Consider the following 25,118-nt stretch of genomic DNA (forward strand, 5'->3'; position numbering starts at 1 on the left):
GGGGGCCGGTGGGCCGGGCGTGCGTCCGGCCCACCGGGTGAGGGGAGGTGCCTGGGATCAGGCGGGGTCCTCCACGAAGGAGCTGCACGCGGAGGCGCCGCCTGAGCAGGTGCTGCCGCAGCCGTCGCCGGTGGCGCACTGGAGCTTGCCGAACGGGTGCGCGGCGAGGACGACCCTTACGTCGAGGGGCGCGAAGTCGTCGTCCAGGAGTGCCTGCGCAGGGGTCAGGGTGGCGTTGGTCATGGTGGTGCCCTTCCTTCCGTTGGGGATGGTGCAGGAACCCTGGGCCGCAGCTACTGCCGGGCGGGCCAGGAGAGCGAGATCCGGCTGTGGACCTTGTCGATGACCCGGTCGCCGGGGATCTGGTCATCGGGGGTGCCGGCCGGATAGACCCGGATGACCGGGCTGGGGCCGCCGCGGTATTTGCCGGCCCAGTCGCGCAGGTGCGCGGCGATGGTCTCGGCGAACGCGGCGGCGTCGGGGCCGAGGGCGTGCACGCCGAACTCGACGTGCTTGTCGTCCTCACTGCGGCGGGTGGTGAGGTAGGCGAAGGTGCGGCCCTGGTCGTCCACGGCAGCCAGGGCGAAGCTCTTGTTGGCCGGGGCGACGACGCCGGAGTCAAGGTCGGGGTCCACAGCCATCACGCAGAAGCCCGGCAGCCTGATGGCCAGGTGCATCTGGAGGGTGTCCAGCAGCTCTCTGACGCCGATCGTCACCCCGGTCCACAGCTCGACCCGCGGGAAAGTGACGGCGTTGTCGAGCAGGCTCGGATCGGAGGGCAGACCGTCGTCGAACCGCAGCCCGATCTCGGGGGTGCCGTTGACCAGCAGCAAATCCTCTTTGTGGGCGGTGGAGCCCTGCATCGGAACGAAGCCGCAGATTCTCGCGGACTCGCTCTCCATGTGGTCGCCGACGCGGACGAAGGCGATGGACCGGGTCAGGCCGCGCATTCGCAACGGCACCACCAGGTGACCGCCGGGCTTGAGCTGATCGGTCCAGGCCGACGGGATGTCCCAGGCGCCGACGGTCACCAGCACGACATCGACCTTCCCCAACCCGGGGATCGGTTCGGCGGCGTCGGCCGTAAGGACGGTGACGCGGCCGTAACCGTGCTCGTCCAGCAGTCGGCTCGCGCGGTCGGTGACGACGGGGTCGATGTCCACCGTAGTGACCTCGCCGTCCTCACCGACGAGTTCGGCGAGGTAGGCCGCGTTCAGCCCGCCAGAACCGATCTCCAGCACCCGCATTCCGGGGCGGACCTTGGCCTGCTCCAGCATCAGTGCCTGGATCTGCGGCGCCGACACGGAGCTGAGCTGGACGCCGTACTGGTCGGTCTTGGTGATCACCGCCGCGTAGGGCTCGTACGCCTTCTCCAGGGACGCCTCAGGAGTGAACTCGTGGCGGGGAATCGCCCGCATCACGGCTTCGACCTCGGGCGAGGTGATCCAGCCCTCGGCACGGAGGGTGTCCACGACGTTGTTCCGCAGGCGGGTGGCCTCGTCGGGCTCGACGGTCATATCGGTCATCAGGGGAAGTTCCTTCACTCTCGCGTGTACGTCGGGTGCTCGGTCAACCGCGGACAGTGCCAATCGGCGCGGAGGCTATCGACGCGCCGGCAGGCTCATCGACGACGTGGTTCGCGCGTCCGACCTGGCGAGCGGTCCAGTCATTGCGGGCTGCTTCGAGGATCGGAGTGACGTCCTTTTCAATGTGGTCGGCTTGCGCGCGGAGTTGAGCTGTGAGCCTGGTGAGGTCCTCGGGCGTGAGGTGGTTCAACCACAAATCGTTCACCACGAGGACGTTGGCGTACGGAGTCCGCTCCTGCAGGTCCTCTCTGTACGGGTAGCAGGCGATGTGGCCGTCGAAGAGGCTCTCTTCCACGGCCAGGCTGGCGCCGTCAGCGTGAGCGGGGTTGTGGATGCGCATCCTCTGCCCGTCGAAGGGTCGCCAGTCCGCGAGGTCGATCAGCTTGACGGAGAGCTCTTCCAGCGGCACGTCCGATTCGCTCGGTTCCTCGTCCGCCCAGGGCGGCAGGTACCCGGTGAGGGTGACTCTGCCCGTCGTGCTGATGGACCAGGTGCCGCCCCGCGAGGTGGCCCCTGCTGCGGACGGTTGCTGTGCGAGTGGTACTCCGTTGACCGGTTCCAATACCGCCGAGGTGGTGGTCAAGACTCGATCTCCTTCGCTGAGGTGGGAAGTCAAGAGGACGCGACGGGCATAGCGGTGAGTCGGTGGCTGTGGACACCCGGGTGGAGGGCGAACTCGCAGCAGGCATCGCGTGAATCGGGATCGATGAATGAGCAATCCGGTCGGATGTCCAGCGCTGCAACAGGAGTGCCGCCGGCCCAGCGAGTCCAGATGGCACCGGTGGCCACGCCGTCGAGGTCCAGTACGAGGGCGAAATGGTCCCCATCGCCGTGAACTTGAAGGTGGCACCACAAGTCCCTCTCCACATCTGCCTCGTCCGCCGATCCGTACGGTGCCGCGATGCGAAGAGCCTCCTGGACGAGGTACTCCGGGAGCCGGGCGGGCCGACCACAGACGGGGAACAGCGTCTTCGCGTTCGTCATTGCGGGCTGCTCTCGGCGTGGATACGAGGCGGGATTGGCCTGCACCGTCATCAGCGCGCCTCCGCGACAAGCAACGTGCACCACGTGGTCGTGCCGTCTGCGCTCACTCCCCAGTCGTCGGCTATCGCGGCGACGAGGAAGAGGCCACGGCCGGTTTCGCTCGCGTCATCGACGACGCTCAAGCGCGGGCGGCGGCTGGAACCGTCGTTCACCGCGATCAACACCCCCTGCTGGGTGATCACGAGGCGGAACGCGACCTCGCCGTCCTCGCCGTACCGCAGGGCGTTGGTGACCAGTTCGCTGACTAGCAGTTGGACATCGTCCATGAGCGGGTCCAGGCCCCAGGCGCGCAACTTGGCGGCACTGATGCGGCGAAGGCGTCCAACCCACTGGCCGTCGACGTCCCTTTCGAGAGCGCCGTACGTCGCGGATCCGACGGAGACCCGCACCGCGAATTCGTCGCAGACCGGCTCGGCGAGCCTCGGGATGGGACCCGTAGGCGTGGTCTCCGTCGCGGCGTACGCGGTCTTGATCATGAAGCCAGCCCCCCTCGTCGGGCGATGGCGGGCCTCGGCGTCGGCGCCGCAGCGCGACAGAGCGCGACGACGCCTGCGCCCGCAACATCCATGCCGACAGTGGTTGGCCCGGCGGGTCGTTCGAACAAGATCGCGGTCTGCAGCCGTTTGACGCGGCCGTTGGGCGTGGCTCGTCGGACCACTTTCGTGACTCTCACTGGCCGTTCACCTCACGGGCGCGGCCCTGATGACGCAGCCTGCACGGCGAAGGCCTCACACAACGAGGCAGGTTCGGCATGAGGTTTCCCCACTCGGTTTCGATGAACGGTGTCTGTGAGTAGCGTTACGCTCACGCCGCTTCGCCACCATGACCGTTGGGGATTACCGAGGCGGTAACACCGCTGTCCCAGCCTGATAGCCGGGATGCCGCACACCTCCGGAGGCGGCTCGTGAACGCCACACCGATTTCCACGGACGTCCTGACCAGGACCGATATGCGTCAGGCGTTGGCCGAACACGACTTCGCCGAGGCATTCAGGCTTCTGAAGAAGCATGGTGGCCTGTCCCAGAACCGCATCGCATTGGCGTGCGGATTAACCCCCGGCAAGGTGTCGACCATCATGAACGGGCAGACGCGCGTCGTCTCGTACGACGTGCTGTGCCGCATCGCCGACGGCCTGCACATCCCCGGCAAGCTCATCGGCCTCGCCACCCGTCCCTGGGAAACGGAGGAGGCCGAACCGGCCCGCCCCGAAACTCCCGAGGTGACAGCCCGCATGGACACTCCGTGGCAGAACGGCGCAACTGTCGAGCTGGCGGACCAACTCACCCGCGTCGACCTCACCATGGACCGACGCGCACTCGCCCGAGCGATCGCAGCCACGGTGATGACCGGACCGCTTCTGCTCGACTCGCTGGAAGGCTGGATGCTGCCCGGGGAGACAGGATCCCGCCGAAACCGCCCCGGCCGGTTGGGGATGCGCGACGTCGAGCAGCTTGAGGAGACAGCAAAGGCGTTCCGCACCTGGAACCACAAGTACGGCGGTGGACTGCGGCGCCGGGCGGTCCTTGGCCAGCTGCAGGAGGTGACCGCGCTCCTCCACGAACACCAAGCACCACTCGTTGAGCAGCGGTTGTACGCGGTGCTGGCGCAGCTGGCCGGTACCGCCGCTGGCATGGCGTGGGATGCGGGGCTGCAACGACGAGCGCAGGACTACTACCGGCTCAGCTTGCGATCGGCCCACGCCGCAGGCGACCGTCTCTGGGGCGCCAACACCTTGGCCGGCATGGCTCGCCAGTTGCTCTACGCGGCCCGCCCGACAGACGCCCTGGAACTCGTCCGCTTCGCGCAGGAGGGTGTCCGTGACGAGGCCGGACCGCGACTCCGTGCGATGCTCCACACGCGAGAGGCATGGGCCTTGGCCGCACTCGGCAGAACCGCAGCGTTCAACCGGGCCACCGAACAAGCCCGCCACGCACTTGCCGATGGCGGTCTCGATGAGCCCTACTGGATTGGGTACTTCGACGAAGCGGAACTGGCAGGCGTCACCGGCGGTCGCTACCTGGAACTCGCCCGGCGCGATCCTCGGCTCCACGCCGGACATGCCGAGGAACAGATCCGTACTGCACTCACCCGTCGAGGACCGGAGGCCGGCAGATCACACGCGTTGGACCGCCTTGGTCTGGCCGAGGTCTACTTCCTCTCCGGCGATCTCGCCGCGGCCGTCGCCGAGACCCACGCAGCCTGCGATGTCGCCGAGCGTGTCCATTCCGGACGCGTGCGAGAAGGCATGGCCGAGCTGTACGCCTACACGGTGGGTCACAGAACTTCAGCTCCCGTACGGGAAGCGCGCGCTAGGCTCCGCGAGCAACTCTCCGACTGACAAGGAACGCTGTGACCATCCTCGCTGTAACCGGCCACATGGACCTCACCGACGCTTCCGTTCCCCTGGTCAGGGCGGCCCTTGACGGGTTGGTGCGTGACGTGGCGGACGGGGAACTGGTCGGCGTCTCCTGCATCGCCGCCGGCTCGGACTCCTTGTTCGCAGAAGCCGTCCTGGACGCCGGCGGAAGCCTCGTCGCCGTAATCCCTTCCCGCGACTACCGCGAGACGAAGGTCAAGGCTGCACACGCCGCGCAATTCGACCGGCTCCTGGCCGCAGCCACCGAGGTGGTGGTGATGGACCATGCCACTGCCGGTCGGGAAGCGTACGAAGCCGCCAACAGCGAACTGCTACGCCGGGCCGACCGGCTCGTGGCCGTCTGGAACGGCATGCCGCCGGGCACCAAAGGCGGCGGCACCGCCGACGTCGTCGAGGAGGCCCGCGCCCTCGGCCTCACTATCGAGGTCGTGTGGCCGACGGGCGCTGGGCGTCGCACCGGGTGATCTCGTCCCAGAATCGTCTTCAATACCGTCAACGCCGTCTTCCGGGCCGCTGTCCGTGATCGCATGATCCCGCACAACCCATGCAACGACGCGAAGCTCCCCTCCGTCCCCCGAAAGCGCGTGGTGCCCCTGGCGGTGGAACAGGTCCGTGCGCTCTCCGAGCAAATACCGGGTCGCGACAAGGCCCTGGTGCTGCTGGGCGCCGCCACGGGCTGCGGCCCGGCGAGCTCTTCGGGCTCCAGCTCCGCCACGCGGACCTGCTGCACGCGACCGTCACGGTCGAGCAGCAGATCCAGCAGACAGCCAAGCACGGGGTCTATGTCGGACCGCCGAAGACGGCCCGCTCCCACCACACGGTCCCGCTGCCGAAAATGGCAGTCGCCGCGCTCAAGACCCACTTGCGGGACTTCCCCGTCGACGGCGCCGAGGGGGCTGGCTCTTCACGGCGCCCCAGGGCGGACCCATCGTCTACACCCACTTCATGGACCACGCCTGGCGGCCATCGTGCGCCAAGGCCGGTGTCCCGAAGGGCACGGGCCCCGGGCCGCCGTCGACAAGGCCTACGCAGACCGCCCCGACGAGCGACGCGGCAGCCACCGAAGCGGCGCAGCCACTCCCCCGCGCTGACCATGCGTCAGCACGGTTGCGGACCGGGTGCGGACCGCTGAGGCCGCGCACTCCCTCCGCCGCAGGTCAGACGGGCTACCACCCGCTCAGCTAGACGTTGAAGCGGAATTCCACCACGTCGCCGTCCTGCATCACGTAGTCCTTGCCCTCCATGCGGGCCTTGCCCTTGGCGCGGGCCTCGGGGACGGAGCCGGTGGCGACCAGGTCGGCGAAGGAGATGACCTCGGCCTTGATGAAGCCCTTCTGGAAGTCCGTGTGGATGACGCCGGCCGCTTCGGGGGCGGTGGCGCCGCGCTTGATCGTCCAGGCGCGGGATTCCTTGGGGCCGGCGGTCAGGTAGGTCTGCAGGCCCAGGGTCTCGAAGCCGACGCGGGCCAGGGTGGCGAGGCCCGGTTCCTGCTGGCCGACGGACTGGAGCAGCTCCAGCGCCTCGGCGTCGTCGAGTTCCGCCAGGTCGCATTCGAGCTTGGCGTTGAGGAAGATCGCCTCGGCGGGGGCGACCAGGGCGCGCTGCTCGTCCTTGAAGGCCTCGTCGGTGAGCTCGTCCTCGTCGACGTTGAAGACGTAGAGGAAGGGCTTGGTGGTGAGCAGGTGCAGCTCGTGCAGCAGGGTGCCCTGCTCGGTGCCCTTGGTGATGCCGTGTGAGAAGAGGGTGTCGCCGGCGGCCAGGATGGCCTGCGCGGCCTCGGTCGCGGCCAGGACCGCGACCTTCTCCTTCTGCAGCCTGGCTTCCTTCGTCAGCCGCGGGATGGCCTTCTCGACGGACTGGAGGTCGGCGAGGATCAGCTCGGTGTTGATGGTCTCGATGTCGTCCTTGGGCGAGACCTTGCCGTCCACGTGGACCACGTTCTCGTCCTTGAAGGCCCGGATGACCTGGCAGATCGCGTCGGACTCGCGGATGTTCGCGAGGAACTTGTTGCCCAGGCCCTCGCCCTCGGAGGCGCCGCGGACGATGCCGGCGATGTCGACGAAGTCGACGGTGGCGGGCAGGACGCGGGCCGAGCTGAAGATCTCGGCGAGCGTGTCGAGCCGGGCGTCGGGGACGCCCACCACGCCGACGTTGGGCTCGATCGTGGCGAACGGGTAGTTGGCCGCGAGCACGTCGTTCTTGGTCAGGGCGTTGAAGAGCGTCGACTTGCCGACATTCGGCAGACCGACGATTCCGATGGTGAGCGACACGTGGCGACTTCCCGTAGCTTCCCGTAACGAGGCAGGCGTCCGCAGCCGGATGCCGTCCGCCAGTCTACGGGGCCGCGGCGCGCGGCCCGGCCCGGCTTCGAACACGGGCGCCCAGCCGGGCGAATGTCCGGGTCCGCTGCACGGATTCCCGACCCGCTGCGCCTACGTTGGGTGAGTGGACCAACACAGTGCGCGAGCAACGCAGGGAGCGCCGGTGACCGGCCCGGGCAAGATCGCCGCCCCGGCCAAGCCCGCGCACCCGCTGACCGCACTGGTCCGCCGGCTGCGTGCCGTCCAGCGGCCCAGGCCCCGGCTGACGGGCCTGGGCACCGGTGTGCTGGTCACCCTCGTGACGGTGCTGGCCGGCACCGTCGACGCGATGCTCTTCGACGGCCCCGGCACCTTCTTCGGCGTCGTCTTCGTCGCGGTGAGCGTGACCGCGGCGGTCTACGTACGCCCCTACGACCTGGTGGCGGCCCCCGTGTCGGCGCCGATCGCCTTCGCGCTGGGGATCGGGCTGACCGCCGACAGCGGGGGCGGCGGTCTGGTCGGGCACCTGCTCGGGCTGTTCACCGGTCTCGCCCTGATGACCGGCTGGCTCTACACCGGCACCGTGGCGGCCGCGCTGATCGTCGCGGTCAGAGCTTTGCTGCTGCCATCGCGGCGCCGACGATCCCGGCGTTGTTCTGCAGCTCGGCGGGGACGATCTCCGCGTTGAGCCCGTGGCCCCGCAGGTACGGCAGGAACTTGTCGGCCTTGCGGCTGATGCCGCCGCCCAGCACGAACAGGTCCGGCGAGAACAGCATCTCGACGTGCTCCAGGTACTTGCGCAGCCGGTGCGCCCAGTGCTCCCAGCTCAGGTCCTCGTCCTCACGGGCCTTGACCGAGGCGCGCTTCTCCGCGTCGTGGCCGTGCAGCTCCAGGTGACCCAGCTCGGTGTTCGGCAGCAGGCGGCCGTCGACGAAGACGGCGCTGCCTATGCCCGTGCCGAGCGTCAGCACGACGACCGTGCCGCCGCGGCCGCGCCCGGCGCCGAAGGTCATCTCGGCGACGCCCGCGGCGTCCGCGTCGTTCAGCACCACCACGGGCAGCCCGAGGCGCTCGCTGAGCGCCTTGCGGGCGTCCACGCCGATCCAGCCGGGGTCCACGTTGGCCGCGGTCCTGGTCACGCCGTCCATGACGACGCCGGGGAAGGTCACCCCGAGCGGCCCTGACCAGCCGAAGTGCGAGACGACGTCCTGGACGCCGTCCATCACCGCGTCCGGCGTCGCCGGGTGCGGGGTCAGCACCTTGTAGCGATCGTCCGTCAGATCGCCCCTGTCGAGGTCGACGGGGGCGCCCTTGATGCCCGTACCGCCGATGTCCACACCGAACACGTTCATGACCTCCAGGCTAGAGGCGGGCCGTAGGCCTCACCTCTCGTAGCTCCCCCCCATGGGAGGCGCGTGGAAAAACTCACCCCTTGGCCGATTCCCCCGCGGCGGCCTCCGCACGCAGATCCCGGCGCAGTTCCTTGGGCAGCGAGAACTGGATGGACTCCTGGGCCGAGGTGACAACCCGGACGTCCGCGTACCCGCGCACCGCCAGCCACTCCAGTACCTGGTCGACGAGGATCTCCGGCACCGAGGCGCCCGAGGTGACACCGACGGTGGCGACGCCCTCCAGCCAGCCGTCCTCGCACTCGTCGGCGAAGTCCACCAGGTACGACGCGCCCGCGCCGGCCTGCAGGGCGACCTCGACCAGCCGGATCGCGTTCGACGAGTTGCGCGAGCCGACCACGATGACCAGGTCGGCCTCCGCGGCGATCTGCTTGACCGCGACCTGCCGGTTCTGGGTGGCGTAGCAGATGTCGTCGCTGGGCGGCGAGAGCAGGTTGGGGAAGCGCTCCTTGAGCGCGTCGACCGTCTCCATCGTCTCGTCCACCGACAGCGTCGTCTGGGACAGCCAGACGACCTTCGACTCGTCGCGCACGGTCAGGTCGGCGACGTCCTTGGGGCCGTCGACGAGGTGGGTGCGCTCGGGCGCCTCACCCATCGTGCCGATGACCTCCTCATGGCCCTCGTGGCCGATGAGCAGGATGTCGTAGTCGTCGTTGGCGTACCGGACGGCTTCCTTGTGGACCTTGGTCACCAGCGGGCATGTCGCGTCGATCGAGGCGAGCTTGCGCCGGTCGGCCTCCTCGTGGACGACCGGGGCGACACCGTGCGCGGAGAAGATCACGATCGCGTTCTCGGGGACCTCGGCCGTCTCGTCGACGAAAACCGCGCCCTTCTTCTCCAGCGTCTGCACGACGTACTTGTTGTGCACGATCTGCTTGCGGACGTAGACCGGGGCGCCGTACTGCTCCAGCGCCTTCTCGACGGTGATCACCGCACGGTCCACGCCCGCGCAGTACCCGCGGGGGGCGGCGAGCAGGACACGGCGGCTGGCTTCGGTCGTCATGCGGTCCATCGTACGGTGGGCGCCCCGCGGGCACGGGAGCGGTCGGGGGTACGCCGGGGGGCGTGCGGGAGCCGGCGCCGGACGGTCGGCAAGCCGGCGCCGGCAGGGCTACGAGCTGGCGCCGATGAGCTGGACGTCGCCGCCGAGCTGCACGGGACGGCCGGCCGCGGGCACCGAGATCACGTTGAGGCCGGCGTAGCGGCTGCGGACGCCGTTCTGGTCGCCGTGCAGGTAGGCCGTGGTGTTGCCGCCGGGCACGACGGAGCACGTCTCGGGGCGGGTGGAGAACTCCAGCTCGACGTAGTAGGAGGTCGAGGCCACCAGCGCGCCGCCGTCCGCGGTCTTGACCGCGTAGGTGTCGGGGTACTTGATGTAGGCGCTGTCCCACTTGGTGCCGGCGTCCTCGAAGTCGGTGCGCAGGCAGTTCTTGTAGGCGCCCCAGTGGTCGTTCCGCGTCGTGTACTCCTTGACCGCGTCCCGCCTGACGGCGGAGTCGGCGAGCACGGCGCCGGCCTTCCTGCCGCCCGAGACCCGCAGGTCGTTGACCGCCGAGCCGAGCGCGGAGAGCTTGGTGCCGCCGACGGTGGCGTCGGGGGCCACGACGACGGCGGCGCCGTCCGCGGCCTTGGCGACGGCGGGCACGGCGCCGGTGAAGTTGTCGGCGAGGACCATCTTCCAGTGGCCGCCGGTCTGCTGCTGGAAGACCATCAGCTGGCGGTCGCCCTTGTCGAAGTTCCCGCCGCTGACCTCGGCGTCGACCATGAACCACGAGCCGGTGTCGGGGATGTGGAACCGCCGGTCCACGTACGTGAAGGGCTTGCGGTAGTCGGCCTGCACCTTGGCCGAGTACTTCGGGAACTGCTTGTACTGCGCCAGGCTCTGCTGGTAGAGCGCGCCGCCCTCGACAGTGCCGAGCTTCGGGCCGTCCTGGGTGGCGTTGGCGGCGTTGTTGACCTTCTCGTAGCCGTCCAGGACGGCGCCGGCCTGGGCCGCGGTGACGATCGGCGCCGCGGTCTTCCCGTCCTTGCCGTCCTTGCCGTCCTTGCCCGGCGCGGTGGACGCGGACGAGGACGCGGCCGGCTTGTCGCCGCCGTCCCCGCCGCCGCAGCCGGCCGCCAGCAGGCCGGTGGCGGCGAGGCCGACGGCTATGGTCACGATGCGCCTGTTCATGGTCGTTCCCCCGGAAGATTTGGTACGGGCGTCGTAGCTTGTACGACTGTAGTGAAGGCGGCCCGCACCGTTGCCCCCGGGGTGTGTCGGACGTCGCCGGTAGGGTCGGGGAATGGCTCTCAGCACCTCGGCGGACTCGCCGATCCCGGTCGGCGAGGTGTCCCGGCTGATCGGCGGATGGATCGACCGGCTCGGCGCCGTGTGGGTCGAGGGGCAGATCACCCAGCTGTCCCGGCGGCCGGGCGCCGGGGTGGTCTTCCTGACGCTGCGCGACACCTCGCACGACATCTCGCTCAGCGTGACGTGCTTCCGCGGCGTCTTCGACCAGGTCGCGGACGTGGTCGGGGAGGGCGCGCGGGTGGTGCTGCACGCGAAGCCGGAGTGGTACGGCCCGCGGGGCAGCCTGTCGCTGCGCGCGGTGGAGATCCGCCCGGTGGGCGTGGGCGAACTGCTGGTGCGGCTGGAGCGGTTGAAGAAGCAGCTCACCGGCGAGGGCCTCTTCGCGCTGGACCGCAAGCGCCCGCTGCCCTTCCTGCCGCAGCTGATCGGCCTGGTCACCGGACGCGCCTCGGCGGCCGAGCGGGACGTGCGGGAGAACGCCCGGCTGCGCTGGCCTGCCGTGCGCTTCGAGGTGCGCAACGTGCCCGTGCAGGGTGCGAACGCGGTGCCGCAGGTCATCGAGGCGGTAAGGGAGCTGGACGCGCACCCGGAGGTCGACGTGATCATCGTGGCGCGGGGCGGCGGCAGCGTCGAGGACCTGCTGCCGTTCTCCGACGAGCAGCTGGTGCGTACGGTCGCGGACTGCGTCACGCCGGTCGTCTCGGCGATCGGGCACGAGCCGGACTCGCCGCTGCTCGACCTGGTGGCCGACCTGCGCGCGTCCACCCCCACCGACGCCGCCAAACGGGTCGTGCCGGACGTGCGCGAGGAGCTGGCCAAGGTGCAGCTGGTCAGCGACCGGGCGCTGCGGGTGGTCCGCGGGCTGCTGGACCGGGAGGAGCGCGGCCTCGAAGCGGCGCTGAGCCGGCCCTCGATGGCGTCGCCGCAGCGGATGGTCGACGAGCGGGCCGCGGAGGTGGCCGACCGCCTCGACCGGGGCCGCCGCTCGCTGCGGCACGCGCTGGACCGGGCGGACGCCGACCTGTCGCACACCCTGGCGCGGGTGGTGGCGCTGTCCCCCGCGGCGACGCTGCGGCGCGGCTACGCGGTGCTCCAGCGGGCGGACGGCGCGGCGGTACGGGACCCGGCCGAGGTCGCGGCGGGCGAGGAGCTGCGGGCGCGGGTCGCGGCGGGCGACTTCACCGTACGGGTCTCCGACGGCGGGCAGGCCGCAGGAGGGTGAGCCGGGCGGCGGCCGCAGCGGGAGGGTGGCGGGGGCTGTCGGTGGGCGCCCCTAGGCTGGCCGCATGGCAGCAGACCAGGAGACCACCACCGCCGCGCTGGGTTACGAGCAGGCCCGCGACGAGCTGATCGACGTCGTGCGCCGGCTGGAGGCGGGCGGCGCCACGCTGGAGGAGTCGCTCGCGCTGTGGGAGCGCGGCGAGGAACTGGCCAAGGTGTGCCGGCGCTGGCTGGAGGGCGCCCGCGAGCGGCTGAACGCGGCGCTGGCGGCGGAGGACGAGGCGGCGGACGGGCCGGCGGCAGAGGACGCGGACGGCACGGAGGCGTAGTCGCGGCTGGGGTCGCAGGAGCGCCTGGGGCGTGAAATCCCAGGTCAGGGGCTCGCACCCTGTGACCAGGGTCACAGTTGAACGCGGAATGGTTGAGAGTTCACCCAGGTTGGCTGAGGTGTTCCGAACGCGGGAGACCGCGTTCAGCTCGTTCCGACTCCCCCCAGAGGTATCCGATGACGCTCGCACTCGACCCCGCCGCCCAGGACCTCCTCTTCCGCGAGGCCCGCACCGCGAACACCTTCACCGCAGAGCCCGTGACCGATGAGCAGATCCAGGCGGTCTACGACCTGGTCAAGTACGCCCCCACCGCCTTCAACCAGCAGCCGCTGCGCGTCGTCCTGGTCCGCTCCACAGAGGGCCGCGAGCGCCTGGTGCAGCACATGTCCGAGGGCAACCAGCCGAAGACCTCGACCGCCCCGCTGGTGGCGATCCTGGCCGCGGACAACGAGTTCCACGAGGAACTCCCCACCCAGTTCCCGGTCTTCCCGCAGGCCAAGGACGTCTTCTTCGCCGAGCGCCCGGTGCGTGAGAAGTCGGCCGCGCTCAACGCGGCCCTCCAGGTCGGCTACTTCATCATCGGCGTGCGCGCGGCGGGCCTGGCGGCCGGCCCGATGACGGGCTTCGACGCCGACGGCATCAACAAGGAGTTCTTCGCGGACGGCGAGCACTCGGTGCTGGCCGTGGTCAACATCGGCCGGCCCGGCGACAACGCCTGGTACCCGCGCAACCCGCGGCTGTCCTACGACGAGGTCGTCACGACCGTCTGACGCGACCCGGCCGGCCGCGAGGCCGGCCCGGGCTCACTGGCCGCTGCGCTCCCTGAGCGCGGCGGCCATCTGCGTGAGCTGGCTGTCGGGACCGGTACCGAGCACGATCGTGGTCGCGCCCTGGTCCTTGCGCACCAGCGCGGTGTACCGCTTGCCGGTCCAGCGCTCCCAGACCTGCCCGCCCGCGGTGACCGTACGGCTGCCGTCGCGGTGCGCGCCCAGCGTGACCTCGGCGATGAAGGGGTCGGCGGGGCCGTTGCTCTGCTCGATGGCAACGTACTGCTGCTCGGGGTCCACGAAGCCGAGGTGCCAGCTGACCTTGTGCGGGTCGGCGCCGTTGTAGGTGACCGAGGTGGCACGCCACTGGGCACTCAGGCCCTCGGGGCCGGCGACCTTGAACGGCGCGTCCCGCCTGGCCTGGCCCAGTTCCACCGAGTAGGTGATCGGCTTGACCGGGTCGGCCTTGGAGTCGTGCGGGACAAAGATGTAGATGACGGCGACGACGACGCTGAGCACCATCAAGGACAGGACGAGGTCCCTCACCGTCTTGTTGCCACGCTTGTCTGCTGCCACGCCCCTATCGTCCCCCATGCCCCGCCATGCCCCGACCGCCGGGTCCCTCACGGCCGGCGACTCCCGGCCGTTGTGCGCTCATGTGACAAGCACCCTGCTCATATTCGCAGGAACCCGATAGGGTCGCAGCACCCTCATATCCGGCCGTCCTCGTACAGAAAGGTGCGCTGCGATGACCGAACAACACCTGCCCCCCGCCCTCGAAGTGAGCCCCGAAGCACCCGACCGCAACCTGGCCCTCGAACTGGTCCGGGTCACCGAAGCCGCCGCGATGGCCGCCGGGCGGTGGGTCGGGCGCGGCGACAAGAACGGCGCCGACGGCGCCGCCGTCAAGGCGATGCGGACCCTGGTGCACACCGTGTCGATGAACGGCGTGGTCGTGATCGGCGAAGGCGAGAAGGACGAAGCGCCGATGCTCTTCAACGGCGAGCGGATCGGCGACGGCACAGGGCCCGAGTGCGATGTCGCCGTGGACCCGGTCGACGGCACGACGCTGACCGCCAAGGGCATGCCGAACGCGGTCTCGGTGCTCGCAGTCGCCGACCGCGGCACGATGTTCGACCCGTCGGCGGTCTTCTACATGGACAAGCTGGTCGCCGGCCCGGAGGCGGCGGAGGTCGTCGACATCACCGCGCCGCCGTCGGTGAACATCCGCCGGGTGGCCAAGGCCAAGGGCAGCGCGCCCGAGGACGTCACGGTCGTGGTGCTCGACCGTCCGCGGCACGACACCATCGTGCGGGAGATCAGGGAGACCGGCGCCCGGATCAAGTTCATCGCCGACGGCGACGTGGCCGGCGCGATCATGGCGGTACGCGAAGGGACCGGCGTCGACCTGCTGCTCGGTATCGGCGGCACGCCGGAGGGCATCATCGCGGCCTGCGCGGTCACCTGCTTGGGCGGCACGATCCAGGGCAGGCTGTGGCCGAAGGACGACGAGGAAAGGCAGCGGGCATTGGACGCCGGGCACGACCTGGACAAGGTACTGGAGACCAAGGACCTGGTCAGCGGTGACAACGTCTTCTTCGTGGCGACGGGCGTCACCGACGGGGAGCTGCTGCGCGGGGTGCGCTACCGGCGCGAGACGGCGACGACGTCGTCACTGGTGATGCGCTCCAAGTCCGGCACGATCCGGCAGATCGACTCCGAGCACCGGCTGTCCAAGCTGCGGGCGTACAGCGCGATCGACTTCGACCGGGCGCGCTGACCCCGCCCGGCACCACCGCACCTCCTGCCCGGACCGGACCGCCCCGAGCGCGCGCCGGGCGGGCAGGACGTGTGCGGATACCTTCGCGGCGGCGTGTGAGCCGGCCGTCAGCCCGCGACGGCTATCCCGGCCGCGGGGCGCTGCAGTTCGACCTCGCGGCGCCGCCTGCGGGCCAGCACCACGCGTCGTTCCGCCGCGGTCATGCCGCCCCACACGCCGTACGGCTCCGGCTGGAGCAGCGCGTGCTCGCGGCATTCGAGCATCACCGGGCAGCGGGCGCAGACCCGCTTTGCCGCCTCCTCCCGAGCCAGCCTTGCGGCGGTGGGCTCCTTCGACGGCGCGAAGAACAGCCCCGCCTCGTCGCTGCGGCATGCCGCCTCCGAGTGCCAGGGCCCGCCCAAGTCACGCGGGTGACCCGGTGGAGTGGCGGGGTCCATGACGGGCTCGATCGGTTGAAGCACGGGAAACTCCTGACGACGGCTCGTGGTATGCCACGCTGGCCCGCGCCGACTGCTCCCCGTGCGCAGCGTGCGGCGGCGGCAGCGCGGCGGCGTGTCCCGTTCCCCTACCCGCTGTACGCGACTTCATGCGCACCGTGTTCACGCCTGATCACTCACGGATACCTGCGCTGACCTGGGCTTGGCGTGAACACGCAGCATGGGTGGCGCACACACGCACCATGCGCGTACCCGCGCCCCAGGCTCCCCACACCTCCCCCTTTCGCGGCGGGCGGCCCACCAGGGCACGACCACCCACCACCGGGCCGGTGGTCCCGAGCGAAGGGGAGTGGGGGCACCCCCGGGCGAAGCTCCGGGGAGGACCGAACGCCCCTTTCGGACGGTGCCGACGTGCAGCCCGTCGACGGCTCGGCGCGCAGTTCCCCGCGCCCCCGAAGCGCGCCCTCCCGGGCGGAGGGGCGTAACGCCCTGAGGCCGGGGGCTACTTCTTCGTCCAGTCCTTGACCTTCTTGCCGCGCTTGGCCTTCGCCTCCACGCCGCCCCAGAAGGCGACGCCGTCGATCCGGACGACCGGGGCGCCCGGGTCGGTGGACTCGTAGGCCTTGATGTCGGAGCCGCCCATGATGCCGATCACGCCGCCGCCGCGCAGCGTCACGTTCTCCGGCAGCTTGACGCTCACGCCGCCCATCACGGCGGTGCAGTGGATGACCAGCTCCGGCGCGGTGAACGTGGCCTCGGACAGGTCGATCTCGACGCCGCCCAGGATCGCCACCGCGGTGATCTTGTGCCCGACGCGCCAGCGGCCCTTGCGCTCGGCGCCGCCGAGGATGCCGACCAGGTTCGGGTTCTCGCCGCTGCCGTCGCCCGCGTAGCCGCGGGGGGCCGGCGCCGGGGACTCCACGCGCCCCTGCGGCAGGTCGCGCACCAGAGGCTCCAACTCGCCCAGCGTCTTGGCCGCGTAGACACGGTCGAGCCGCTCGGAGTGCTCGCCCGAGTCGAGCCGGCCCTCGGCCAGCGCCTCGCGCAGGATGTCGGCGATCCGGTCCCGGTCGGCGTCCGACGCACGCAGGTCGGCGTCGGCAGCCGGCGCGGACAGGGCGGTCGGTGCGGGCGAAGCGGTGGCGGCGGGTGCCGCGGCGACTGCCGTCTCCGCCGGGCGCTGCGCGGGCTCTACGGGCTGCTGCGCGGGCTTCTGGAGCTGCGATTCATCCACCGGCCCACCGTACACAGACGCGATAGATCGCGACTACCCCGAGAACGGCCGGAGCTGTCCCCCATCCGACCCCTAGGGGTCGCGTCCGCGCGGGTGGCCGGAAGCCAGGGTTGCCGGGGCGGTGAGCGCTACCTCACAGCACGGGCGCCGCCCGCACGCTCGTATGCTGGACGGGCTTCAGCGACGACGCAGCCGAGTGAGGAATGCCCCTTATGCCCGAGTTCGAATACACGGATCTGCTCCCTCTCGGCGAGGACACCACCCAGTACCGCCTCGTCACCTCGGAAGGGGTGAGCACCTTCGAGGCCGAGGGCCGCACCTTCCTCACCGTCGAGCCCGAGGCGCTGCGCCGGCTCGCCGCCGAGGCGATGCACGACATCTCGCACTACCTGCGCCCCACCCACCTCGCCCAGCTGCGCCGCATCCTGGACGACCCGCAGGCCAGCCCGAACGACCGCTTCGTGGCGCTCGACCTGCTCAAGAACGCCAACATCGCCGCGGCCGGCGTCCTGCCGATGTGCCAGGACACCGGTACGGCCATCGTCATGGGCAAGCGCGGCCAGCAGGTGCTGACCTCCGGCGGCGACGAGGAAGCGCTCTCCCGCGGCATCTACGACGCCTACACCAAGCTCAACCTGCGCTACTCGCAGATGGCCCCGCTGACCATGTGGGACGAGAAGAACACCGGCTCCAACCTGCCGGCCCAGATAGAGCTGTACGCCACCGACGGCGGCGCGTACAAGTTCCTCTTCATGGCCAAGGGCGGCGGCAGCGCCAACAAGTCCTTCCTCTACCAGGAGACCAAGGCCGTCCTGAACGAGGCCTCCATGATGAAGTTCCTGGAGGAGAAGATCCGTTCGCTCGGCACGGCCGCCTGCCCGCCGTACCACCTGGCGATCGTGGTCGGCGGCACCAGCGCCGAGTTCGCCCTGAAGACCGCGAAGTACGCCTCCGCGCACTACCTGGACGAGCTGCCCGCCGAGGGCTCCGCGACCGGACACGGCTTCCGGGACAAGGAGCTGGAGCAGAAGGTCTTCGAGCTGACCCAGAGCATCGGCATCGGGGCGCAGTTCGGCGGCAAGTACTTCTGCCACGACGTGCGGGTCGTCCGGCTCCCCCGGCACGGCGCGTCCTGCCCGGTGGCCATCGCGGTGTCCTGCTCCGCCGACCGGCAGGCGCTCGCGAAGATCACCCCCGAGGGCGTCTTCCTGGAGCAGCTGGAGACCGACCCCGCGCGCTTCCTGCCGGAGACCACCGACGAGCACCTGGACGAGGACGTCGTCCGTATCGACCTCAACCGCCCGATGGACGAGATCCGGGCGGAGTTGACCCGCTACCCGGTCAAGACCCGGCTCTCCCTTTCGGGGCCGCTGGTCGTCGCGCGCGACATCGCGCACGCCAAGATCAAGGAACGGCTCGACGCCGGCGAGGAGATGCCGCAGTACCTGCGCGACCACGCCGTCTACTACGCCGGTCCCGCCAAGACCCCCGAGGGCTACGCCTCCGGCTCCTTCGGCCCGACGACGGCGGGCCGGATGGACGCCTACGTCGAGCAGTTCCAGGCGGCCGGCGGCTCCCTGGTGATGCTCGCCAAGGGCAACAGGTCCCGCCAGGTCACCGACGCGTGCGCCGCCCACGGCGGCTTCTACCTCGGCTCGATCGGCGGCCCCGCGGCCCGGCTGGCCCAGGACTGCATCAAGAAGGTCGACGTCCTCGAATACGCCGAGTTGGGCATGGAGGCGGTCTGGCGGATCGAGGTCGAGGACTTCCCGGCCTTCGTCGTCGTCGACGACAAGGGCAACGACTTCTTCACCGACCCCTCCCCCGCCCCGACGTTCACCTCCATCCCGCTGCGCCCGGGCGCCTGAGGGCGGCGCTGCCCGCCGGGCAATGTGGGGCGTAACGGCTGCCCAGGGGGGGCGAGTTGCGCTGAGGGGAGGTGTGCAGGTATCCACAGCGGTGACGCTGGGGAGGGTGGTGCACCATGGCCGGTGTGGCGAGCGTATGGAAGCGGTCCGCGGCCGGGCGGCTGTGGAAGCAGGCCACGCACATCGAACTGATGCACCGTTCGATGGGGTTCGCGGCACTGGGCTTCGTGACGCTCATGCCGCTGCTCGTGGTGGTCGCGGCGGCCACGCCGTGGGAGCACAGGCCCGGGTTCGCGCAGTGGGTCGTGGACGGCATGGGCCTGGACACGGACGGCTCGCAGCGGGTGCGGACGCTGTTCGCGGCGCCCAGGAACGTGCTGAGCGCCACCAGCGCCTGGAGCCTGGCGTCGCTGGCCTACTTCGGGCTGACCTTCGTGGCCAGCGTCGAGACCGGCTACCGCAAGATCTGGGACCTGCCGTCCGGGCCGTGGCACCGGGACTACCGGCGGGCGGTGTGGCTCGCGGTGATGACGGCGTACCTGTTCGCCGAGTCGCAGAGCGCGGCGGCCATGGGCAGCGGCCCGGTACGCGGCATCCTGCGGATCACCCTGACCTTCGGGCTCGGCGTGGCCTTCTTCGCGTGGGGGCAGAACTTCCTGCTCTACGGCGCCGTACGGGTGCGCACCGCGCTGCCCGGCGCGGTCTTCACCATGCTGGGGCTGGCCGGGCTGCGGGTCTTCTCGCAGCTGTTCTTCGCCCAGCTGATGGTCAGCAACGGTGACGCGTACGGCCCGGTCGGCACCGTGCTGACGGTGGTGACCTGGCTGGTCGGCGTCGGCTTCGTGGTCTTCGGCGGCGCGCTGCTGGGCCGGCACGTGCGGGACGGGCGCATCCTGCGGCGGGGCGCCGAGATCCCGCGGCCGCGCAAGACCGAGGGCTGGTACGAGGAGCCCGAGGAGGCCATCCCCGGGATGCGGTGGCGCTCGGACGGCGCGGGCGGCGCGATCGACTGACCCGGGGCGGGCGGCGCTCGACCGCAGGAGCCGCCGCCGTAGTACCCGGAGCCCGCGGCCCGGTCCTGAGCACCCTCGCCACTTCCTTCACACAATCCCCACCCCTCGGCGTCACCGCAGGCCAGCCCGGCCCGCGGCGGCATGCCGCGGCCCCGCGCGCCCCCGTCCGCGCCCTTTTGTCGTTGACATGCGCTTGCCGGGAGCGCAGCATTCCGGACCGGGAGAGCGCTCTCCCATTGCCCATCCGGAGGCCCCGACGCCCCACCGCCGGAGCCGACCCACCCGCCCGGTTCCTTTCCCGCCGGGCTCTCCCCGAGGCGCCGGGAGAGCGCTCTCCCGTGCACCACCCCCCACCAAGGAGGACGACACCATGCACCGACCTTTCCGTACCGGACGGAGCCGGCCCCGCCGGGCGGTGGCCCCGCTCGCCGCGGCCGCGCTGGCCGCCGCCGGGCTGGCCGTCGTACAGGCGCCGAACGCGCACGCGGCGGGCAGCGTGGTCAAGGTGACCGGTTCGCAGGGCAGTTGGCAGCTCACCGTGGACGGCTCCCCCTACCAGGTCAAGGGGCTGACCTGGGGTCCGCCGCCCGGTGACGCCGCCAAGGACCTGCCGGACGTGGCGAAGATGGGAGTCAACACCATCCGCACCTGGGGTACGGACGCCACCAGTGCACCGCTGTTCGACGCGGCGGCGGCCAACGGCATCAAGGTGATCGCCGGCTTCTGGCTGCAGCCCGGCGGCGGCCCCGGCTCCGGAGGCTGCGTCAACTACCTGACCGACACCACCTACAAGTCCAACATGATGGCAGAGTTCCCCAAGTGGGTGAACACCTACAAGGACAACCCCGGCGTCCTGATGTGGGACGTCGGCAACGAGTCGGTGCTCGGGCTGCAGAACTGCTACAGCGGCGACGAGTTGGAGCAGCAGCGCAACGCGTACACCAGCTTCGTCAACGACCTGTCGAAGGCCGTCCACGCCGCCGACCCGAACCACCCGGTGACGTCCACCGACGCCTGGACGGGCGCGTGGCCGTACTACAAGCGCAACACCCCGGACCTGGACCTGCTGGCGGTCAACTCCTACAAGGACGTCTGCAACGTGAAGTCGGCCTGGGAGGCCGGCGGTTACGACAAGCCGTACATCGTGACCGAGGGCGGCCCCGCCGGCTCCTGGGAGGTGCCGGACGACGCCAACGGGGTGGCCGACGAGCCGACCGACCAGCAGAAGGCCGACGGCTACACCAACGCCTGGAACTGCGTCACCTCCCACCAGGGCGTCGCGCTCGGCGCCACCCTCTTCCACTACGGCAACGAGGACGACTTCGGCGGCATCTGGTTCAACCTGGTGCCCGACGGGCTGAAGCGGCCCTCGTACTACGCGGTGAAGCGGGCCTTCGGCGGCAGCACCTCGGGCGACAACCTGCCGCCGCAGGTGGCCGACATGAGCGTGGCCGACGCCACCACCGGGGTGCCGGCCGGCGGCCGGGTGACGATCAGCACCAGGACCAGCGACCCGGAGAACGACCCGGTCAGCTACCAGGTGCTCTTCAGCAGCCTCTACATCGACAACAACGGCGCGCTCGCCGCCGCGGCCACCACCGACAACGGCGGCGGCTCGCTCACCGCGACCGCGCCCGACAAGGTCGGCGTCTACATCGCCTACGTCAAGGCCACCGACAACCACGGCAACGTCGGCTACGGCTCGAAGTCGGTGCGCATCGTGGCGCCGAAGCCGGAGGGCACGAACGTGGCGCTGAACAAGCCGGCCACCGCGTCGTCCTTCCAGAGCGACCCGACGGGCGGCTGCCCGTGCACCGCGGCGGACGCGGTCGACGGCAGCTTCACCACCCGCTGGTCGAGCGACTGGAGCGACCCGCAGTGGGTCCAGGTGGACCTGGGCCAGCGGACCACCTTCCGGCACGTGCAGCTCGCCTGGGAGGCGGCGTACGCGAAGGCGTACGACATCCAGACCTCGGACGACGGCCAGAACTGGACGACGGTGCGCTCGGTGACCGACGGCAACGGCAACATCGACGACATCGATGTCGGCGGCACCGGCCGCTACGTCCGCGTCCAGGGCACCCAGCGGGGCACCGGCTACGGCTACTCGCTGTACGAGTTCGGCGTCTACAGCTGACGGCCGGCTGACAGGGCTGACAGGGCCGCCCGGCTGGCTTCGGTGCGGTGCCCGGGAACACATCGGGTGTTCCCGGGCACTGTTACTGACATGAGTGACAGCGACGCGACCACGGACGGCGGCTACCGCACCGAGCACGACTCGATGGGCGAGGTGCGGGTGCCCGCCGCGGCGAAGTGGCGGGCACAGACGCAGCGGGCGGTGGAGAACTTCCCGATCTCCGGCCGCCCCCTGGAGCGGGCGCACATCGAGGCGCTGGCGCGTATCAAGGCGGCCGCGGCGAGGGTCAACGGGCGGCTCGGGGTCCTGGACGAGGACGTGGCCGAGGCCGTCGCGCAGGCGGCCGAGGAGGTCGCTGCGGGGCGCTGGGACGAGCACTTCCCCGTGGACGTCTTCCAGACCGGCTCGGGCACCTCGTCGAACATGAACGCCAACGAGGTCATCGCGACCCTGGCGAGCGAGCGGCTGGGCCGTCCGGTCCACCCCAACGACGACGTCAACGCCAGCCAGTCGTCCAACGACGTCTTCCCCTCCTCGCTGCACATCGCGGCGACCGCGGCCGTCACCGGCGACCTGGTCCCGGCGCTCACCCGCCTGGCGGAGGCGCTGGAGCGCAAGGCGGTGGAGTTCGCGGCGGTGGTGAAGGCGGGCCGCACGCATCTGATGGACGCCACCCCGGTGACGCTGGGCCAGGAGTTCGGCGGTTACGCGGCGCAGGTGCGGTACGGGATCGAGCGCCTGGAGGCGTCGCTGCCCCGGTTGGCGGAGCTGCCGCTGGGCGGCACCGCGGTCGGCACCGGGATCAACACGCCGCCCGGCTTCCCGGCGGCGGTGATCGCCGAGGTGGCGCGGGCGACGGGGCTGCCGCTGACCGAGGCGCGGGACCACTTCGAGGCGCAGGGCGCGCGGGACGGCGTGGTGGAGACGTCGGGCCAGCTGCGGACGATCGCGGTCGGGCTGACGAAGATCGCCAACGATCTGCGGTGGATGGCGTCGGGGCCGCGGACGGGTCTCGCCGAGATCGCGCTGCCGGACCTGCAGCCGGGTTCCTCGATCATGCCGGGCAAGGTCAACCCGGTGGTGCCGGAGGCCGTGCTGATGGTGGCGGCCCAGGTGATCGGCAACGACACGACGGTCACGGTGGCGGGCGCGGCGGGCAATTTCGAGCTGAACGTGATGCTGCCGGTGATCGCCCGCAACGTACTGGAGTCGGTGCGGCTGCTGGCGAATGTCAGCCGGTTGCTCGCGGACCGCACGATCGACGGGATCACCGCGAACGCGGAGCGGGCGCGGCAGTACGCGGAGTCCTCGCCGTCCGTCGTCACCCCGCTGAACAGGTACATCGGCTACGAAGAGGCCGCGAAGGTGGCGAAGCGCGCGCTGGCCGAGCACCTGACGATCCGGCAGGCGGTGATCGAGGGCGGGTATGTGGAGCGCGGACTGCTGTCCGAAAAGCAGCTGGACGACGCACTCGACGTGTTGCGTATGACCCGCCCGTAACGTGTGATCCGTAAGCTCTGTTCATGACAGCCCATACCGAGACGGGGGCCGCGACCCCGGCAGGAGAACCGCGCGGGCGCTTCTGGACGCCCGGGGACCAGGTGCTGTGGCGCTACCGGGGCAACGGCACGGACGCGGTGCACATCGCCCGTCCGGTGACCGTGGTGCGCGACGACGCGGAGGTGCTGGCGGTGTGGATGGCGCCCAACACGCCGGTGGTGCGCCCGGTGATCGCGGACGGCACGCCGGTGCACCGCGAGCCGCTGGCGACCCGGTACGTCAAGCCGCGGGCGACCCGGGTGGAGAAGTGGTGGGGCGCGGGCGTCCTGAAACTCGCCCGTCCGGGTGAGCCGTGGTCGGTGTGGCTGTTCTGGGACCAGGAGTGGCGGTTCCGCAGCTGGTACGTGAACCTGGAGGAGCCGCTGCGCCGCTGGTCGGGCGGGGTGGACTCGGAGGACCACTTCCTGGACATCTCGGTGCACGAGGACCGCAGCTGGCGCTGGCTGGACGAGGACGAGTTCGCCCAGGCGCAGGCGGACGGCCTGATGACCGCCGCGCTGGCGGCACGGGTGCGGCAGGCGGGGTGGCGGGCGGTGCGGATGATCGAGGCCTGGGGTCCGCCGTTCAGCGACCGCTGGCAGGACTGGCGGCCCGACCCGCGGTGGCCGGTGCCGGGGCTGCCGGCCGACTGGGACCGCCCGGCGGACGGCCCGGACGGCGTGGCGGGTGGCCCCTTCGTGGTCCGGCCCGCGAGACGATCGGCCTGAACCCCTTGTTGCGCCCCTGACCGTCAACCGTAGGATCGGTCCGCGGAGCATCGCACAAACGCCGGTCGCGGCCTAGAGTTTGACGCCCCGTCACCGGAAGGCCCGGTGGGCGCCGGGCGCGGGACCCCGCGGCGGCCGCACGGACCCGCACGGCCGGCACCACTATCCGCACCCGACCATCACGATCGACGAGCAGTCAGGGAGGCCCTGAGCAGTGGGAACCGCCGGCGACGAACGCGAGGGGACGACGCAGGGCAGCCCGGCCGACGACCGGCCGTGGGGCCGGACGGAGCAGGCCGAGGCGTTCGACGCGATCGGCGACCGGTACGACGAGGCCTTCCCGCACAAGGAGGGCCAGCTCGCGGCCGCCGAGTGGCTGGCCGCTTCGGTGCCGCCCGGTTCGCGGGTGCTGGACCTGGGCTGCGGTACGGGGCTGCCGACCGCGGGGCAGCTGGTGGACGCGGGGCTGCGGGTCGTCGGGGTGGACCTGTCGGCCGGGATGGTCGCCAGGGCGAGCGCGAACGTGCCGAAGGCGGAGTTCGTACAGGCCGACATCGCGGACCTGCCGGCGGGCGAGCCGCTGACGCAGGGCGGCTTCGCGGGGGTCGCGGCCTTCTTCTCGCTGCTGATGCTGCGCCGCGCCGAGATCCCGTCCACCCTGCGGGCGGTGCACGCGCTGCTGGAGCCCGGAGGGCTGCTCGCGCTGTCGATGGTCGAGGCGGATGTGGACGATGTGCCGATTCCGTTCCTCGGTCACACGATCCGGGTATCGGGTTACCTGCGGGACGAACTGCGACAGGTCGTCACGGATGCGGGCTTCGAGGTGATCGAGGAGGATGCGTACTCGTACGCGCCCGCCAGTACGGACGTGCCGCCCGAGCTGCAGGTCTTCCTCCGCTGCCGACGCAGGTGAGCCACGGCGTGCATCCGGGACGTACAGGTCGGCGCACATCCGGCCGCAGGCACGAACGCAGGTAGGAACGCACGTAGGACGCAGACACCGAACAGGCCCGAGCCCGCCGCGGCCAGCGCGTGGCGCACACACGGATGGAAAGA

At 70.8% G+C, this 25,118-nt stretch carries 24 protein-coding genes; 13 read left to right on the forward strand and 11 right to left on the reverse strand.

Annotated elements, in window-relative coordinates; genetic code table 11:
• Window positions 1–57: 57 nt before the first annotated feature.
• From NFU81_RS16095 to NFU81_RS16110, 4 genes are all read right to left on the reverse strand, one after another.
• On the reverse strand, window positions 58–243 hold the full coding sequence (locus tag NFU81_RS16095) for an FxLD family lanthipeptide (protein WP_251490157.1): 186 nt from the start codon (window positions 241–243) through the stop codon (window positions 58–60).
• A gap of 50 nt (window positions 244–293) precedes the next feature.
• Window positions 294–1,526, reverse strand: a complete 1,233-nt coding sequence (fxlM, locus tag NFU81_RS16100; RefSeq protein WP_251490158.1) for a methyltransferase, FxLD system — start codon at window positions 1,524–1,526, stop codon at window positions 294–296.
• Between the two features lie 43 nt (window positions 1,527–1,569).
• Window positions 1,570–2,169 carry a DUF6907 domain-containing protein gene (locus NFU81_RS16105; protein WP_251490159.1) on the reverse strand — a complete coding sequence of 200 codons (600 nt, stop codon included), beginning with the start codon at window positions 2,167–2,169 and terminating at the stop codon, window positions 1,570–1,572.
• Window positions 2,170–2,620: 451 nt separating this feature from the next.
• Window positions 2,621–3,106, reverse strand: a complete 486-nt coding sequence (locus NFU81_RS16110) for an ATP-binding protein (RefSeq protein WP_251490160.1) — start codon at window positions 3,104–3,106, stop codon at window positions 2,621–2,623.
• 428 nt (window positions 3,107–3,534) lie between these two features.
• Here NFU81_RS16110 and NFU81_RS16115 point away from each other — a divergent pair, with 428 nt between their 5' ends.
• Both NFU81_RS16115 and NFU81_RS16120 read left to right on the forward strand, forming a co-directional pair.
• Window positions 3,535–4,968, forward strand: a complete 1,434-nt coding sequence (locus NFU81_RS16115) for a helix-turn-helix domain-containing protein (RefSeq protein ID WP_251490161.1) — start codon at window positions 3,535–3,537, stop codon at window positions 4,966–4,968.
• Window positions 4,969–4,979: 11 nt separating this feature from the next.
• Window positions 4,980–5,471, forward strand: coding sequence for a hypothetical protein (locus NFU81_RS16120; RefSeq protein ID WP_251490162.1), 492 nt, complete (start codon window positions 4,980–4,982; stop codon window positions 5,469–5,471).
• A 717-nt stretch (window positions 5,472–6,188) separates the two neighbouring features.
• Here NFU81_RS16120 and ychF read toward each other — a convergent pair.
• Entirely contained in the window at window positions 6,189–7,277 is a 1,089-nt protein-coding gene (gene ychF, locus NFU81_RS16125; RefSeq protein WP_251490163.1) for a redox-regulated ATPase YchF, read from the reverse strand.
• A 214-nt stretch (window positions 7,278–7,491) separates the two neighbouring features.
• On the opposite strand from ychF, the gene NFU81_RS16130 reads away from it, so the two are divergent.
• Window positions 7,492–7,995 carry a DUF6542 domain-containing protein gene (locus NFU81_RS16130; protein WP_251490164.1) on the forward strand — a complete coding sequence of 168 codons (504 nt, stop codon included), beginning with the start codon at window positions 7,492–7,494 and terminating at the stop codon, window positions 7,993–7,995.
• Here NFU81_RS16130 and ppgK read toward each other — a convergent pair.
• From ppgK to NFU81_RS16145, 3 genes are all read right to left on the reverse strand, one after another.
• Window positions 7,916–8,659 (reverse strand): polyphosphate--glucose phosphotransferase, encoded by a 744-nt coding sequence (gene ppgK, locus NFU81_RS16135; protein WP_251490165.1) that lies wholly within the window; start codon window positions 8,657–8,659, stop codon window positions 7,916–7,918. The genes NFU81_RS16130 and ppgK overlap by 80 nt on opposite strands.
• A 73-nt stretch (window positions 8,660–8,732) precedes the next feature.
• Window positions 8,733–9,728 (reverse strand): 4-hydroxy-3-methylbut-2-enyl diphosphate reductase, encoded by a 996-nt coding sequence (locus NFU81_RS16140; protein ID WP_251490166.1) that lies wholly within the window; start codon window positions 9,726–9,728, stop codon window positions 8,733–8,735.
• Window positions 9,729–9,827: 99 nt separating this feature from the next.
• Window positions 9,828–10,889 carry a DUF8094 domain-containing protein gene (locus NFU81_RS16145; protein ID WP_251490167.1) on the reverse strand — a complete coding sequence of 354 codons (1,062 nt, stop codon included), beginning with the start codon at window positions 10,887–10,889 and terminating at the stop codon, window positions 9,828–9,830.
• 112 nt (window positions 10,890–11,001) lie between these two features.
• Between NFU81_RS16145 and xseA the strand changes: the two genes are divergently transcribed.
• From xseA to NFU81_RS16160, 3 genes are all read left to right on the forward strand, one after another.
• Entirely contained in the window at window positions 11,002–12,231 is a 1,230-nt protein-coding gene (gene xseA, locus NFU81_RS16150; RefSeq protein ID WP_251490168.1) for an exodeoxyribonuclease VII large subunit, read from the forward strand.
• Window positions 12,232–12,295: 64 nt separating this feature from the next.
• Window positions 12,296–12,559, forward strand: a complete 264-nt coding sequence (locus tag NFU81_RS16155) for an exodeoxyribonuclease VII small subunit (RefSeq protein WP_251490170.1) — start codon at window positions 12,296–12,298, stop codon at window positions 12,557–12,559.
• A gap of 176 nt (window positions 12,560–12,735) precedes the next feature.
• Window positions 12,736–13,329, forward strand: a complete 594-nt coding sequence (locus NFU81_RS16160; RefSeq protein WP_251490172.1) for a malonic semialdehyde reductase — start codon at window positions 12,736–12,738, stop codon at window positions 13,327–13,329.
• 33 nt (window positions 13,330–13,362) lie between these two features.
• On the opposite strand, the gene NFU81_RS16165 is transcribed toward NFU81_RS16160, so the two are convergent.
• The gene (locus NFU81_RS16165) at window positions 13,363–13,902 is read right to left on the reverse strand and encodes a DUF4245 domain-containing protein (RefSeq protein ID WP_308208294.1); all 540 of its coding nucleotides are present in this window, start codon (window positions 13,900–13,902) and stop codon (window positions 13,363–13,365) included.
• A gap of 172 nt (window positions 13,903–14,074) precedes the next feature.
• On the opposite strand from NFU81_RS16165, the gene glpX reads away from it, so the two are divergent.
• Window positions 14,075–15,106, forward strand: coding sequence for a class II fructose-bisphosphatase (gene glpX, locus NFU81_RS16170; protein WP_251490176.1), 1,032 nt, complete (start codon window positions 14,075–14,077; stop codon window positions 15,104–15,106).
• Between the two features lie 107 nt (window positions 15,107–15,213).
• On the opposite strand, the gene NFU81_RS16175 is transcribed toward glpX, so the two are convergent.
• Window positions 15,214–15,543, reverse strand: a complete 330-nt coding sequence (locus NFU81_RS16175; RefSeq protein WP_235001883.1) for a WhiB family transcriptional regulator — start codon at window positions 15,541–15,543, stop codon at window positions 15,214–15,216.
• A 502-nt stretch (window positions 15,544–16,045) separates the two neighbouring features.
• Window positions 16,046–16,777 carry a DUF1707 SHOCT-like domain-containing protein gene (locus tag NFU81_RS16180; protein WP_308208295.1) on the reverse strand — a complete coding sequence of 244 codons (732 nt, stop codon included), beginning with the start codon at window positions 16,775–16,777 and terminating at the stop codon, window positions 16,046–16,048.
• Window positions 16,778–16,989: 212 nt separating this feature from the next.
• Here NFU81_RS16180 and NFU81_RS16185 point away from each other — a divergent pair, with 212 nt between their 5' ends.
• From NFU81_RS16185 to NFU81_RS16210, 6 genes are all read left to right on the forward strand, one after another.
• Window positions 16,990–18,645 (forward strand): fumarate hydratase, encoded by a 1,656-nt coding sequence (locus tag NFU81_RS16185; protein ID WP_251490177.1) that lies wholly within the window; start codon window positions 16,990–16,992, stop codon window positions 18,643–18,645.
• A gap of 125 nt (window positions 18,646–18,770) precedes the next feature.
• The gene (locus NFU81_RS16190) at window positions 18,771–19,658 is read left to right on the forward strand and encodes a YhjD/YihY/BrkB family envelope integrity protein (protein ID WP_251490179.1); all 888 of its coding nucleotides are present in this window, start codon (window positions 18,771–18,773) and stop codon (window positions 19,656–19,658) included.
• 370 nt (window positions 19,659–20,028) lie between these two features.
• On the forward strand, window positions 20,029–21,795 hold the full coding sequence (locus tag NFU81_RS16195; protein WP_251490181.1) for a discoidin domain-containing protein: 1,767 nt from the start codon (window positions 20,029–20,031) through the stop codon (window positions 21,793–21,795).
• Between the two features lie 90 nt (window positions 21,796–21,885).
• A complete protein-coding gene (locus tag NFU81_RS16200) occupies window positions 21,886–23,295 on the forward strand; it encodes a class II fumarate hydratase (protein ID WP_251490183.1) in 1,410 nt (469 codons plus the stop codon).
• Window positions 23,296–23,318: 23 nt separating this feature from the next.
• Window positions 23,319–24,062 (forward strand): cytidylyl-2-hydroxypropylphosphonate hydrolase, encoded by a 744-nt coding sequence (gene fomD / locus NFU81_RS16205; protein ID WP_251490184.1) that lies wholly within the window; start codon window positions 23,319–23,321, stop codon window positions 24,060–24,062.
• A gap of 313 nt (window positions 24,063–24,375) precedes the next feature.
• A complete protein-coding gene (locus NFU81_RS16210) occupies window positions 24,376–24,975 on the forward strand; it encodes a class I SAM-dependent DNA methyltransferase (RefSeq protein WP_251490256.1) in 600 nt (199 codons plus the stop codon).
• The last annotated feature ends 143 nt before the right edge of the window (window positions 24,976–25,118 follow it).

The organism is Actinacidiphila cocklensis, assembly GCF_907177275.1.
In the GTDB taxonomy this organism is placed as follows: Bacteria; Actinomycetota; Actinomycetes; order Streptomycetales; family Streptomycetaceae; genus Actinacidiphila; species Actinacidiphila cocklensis.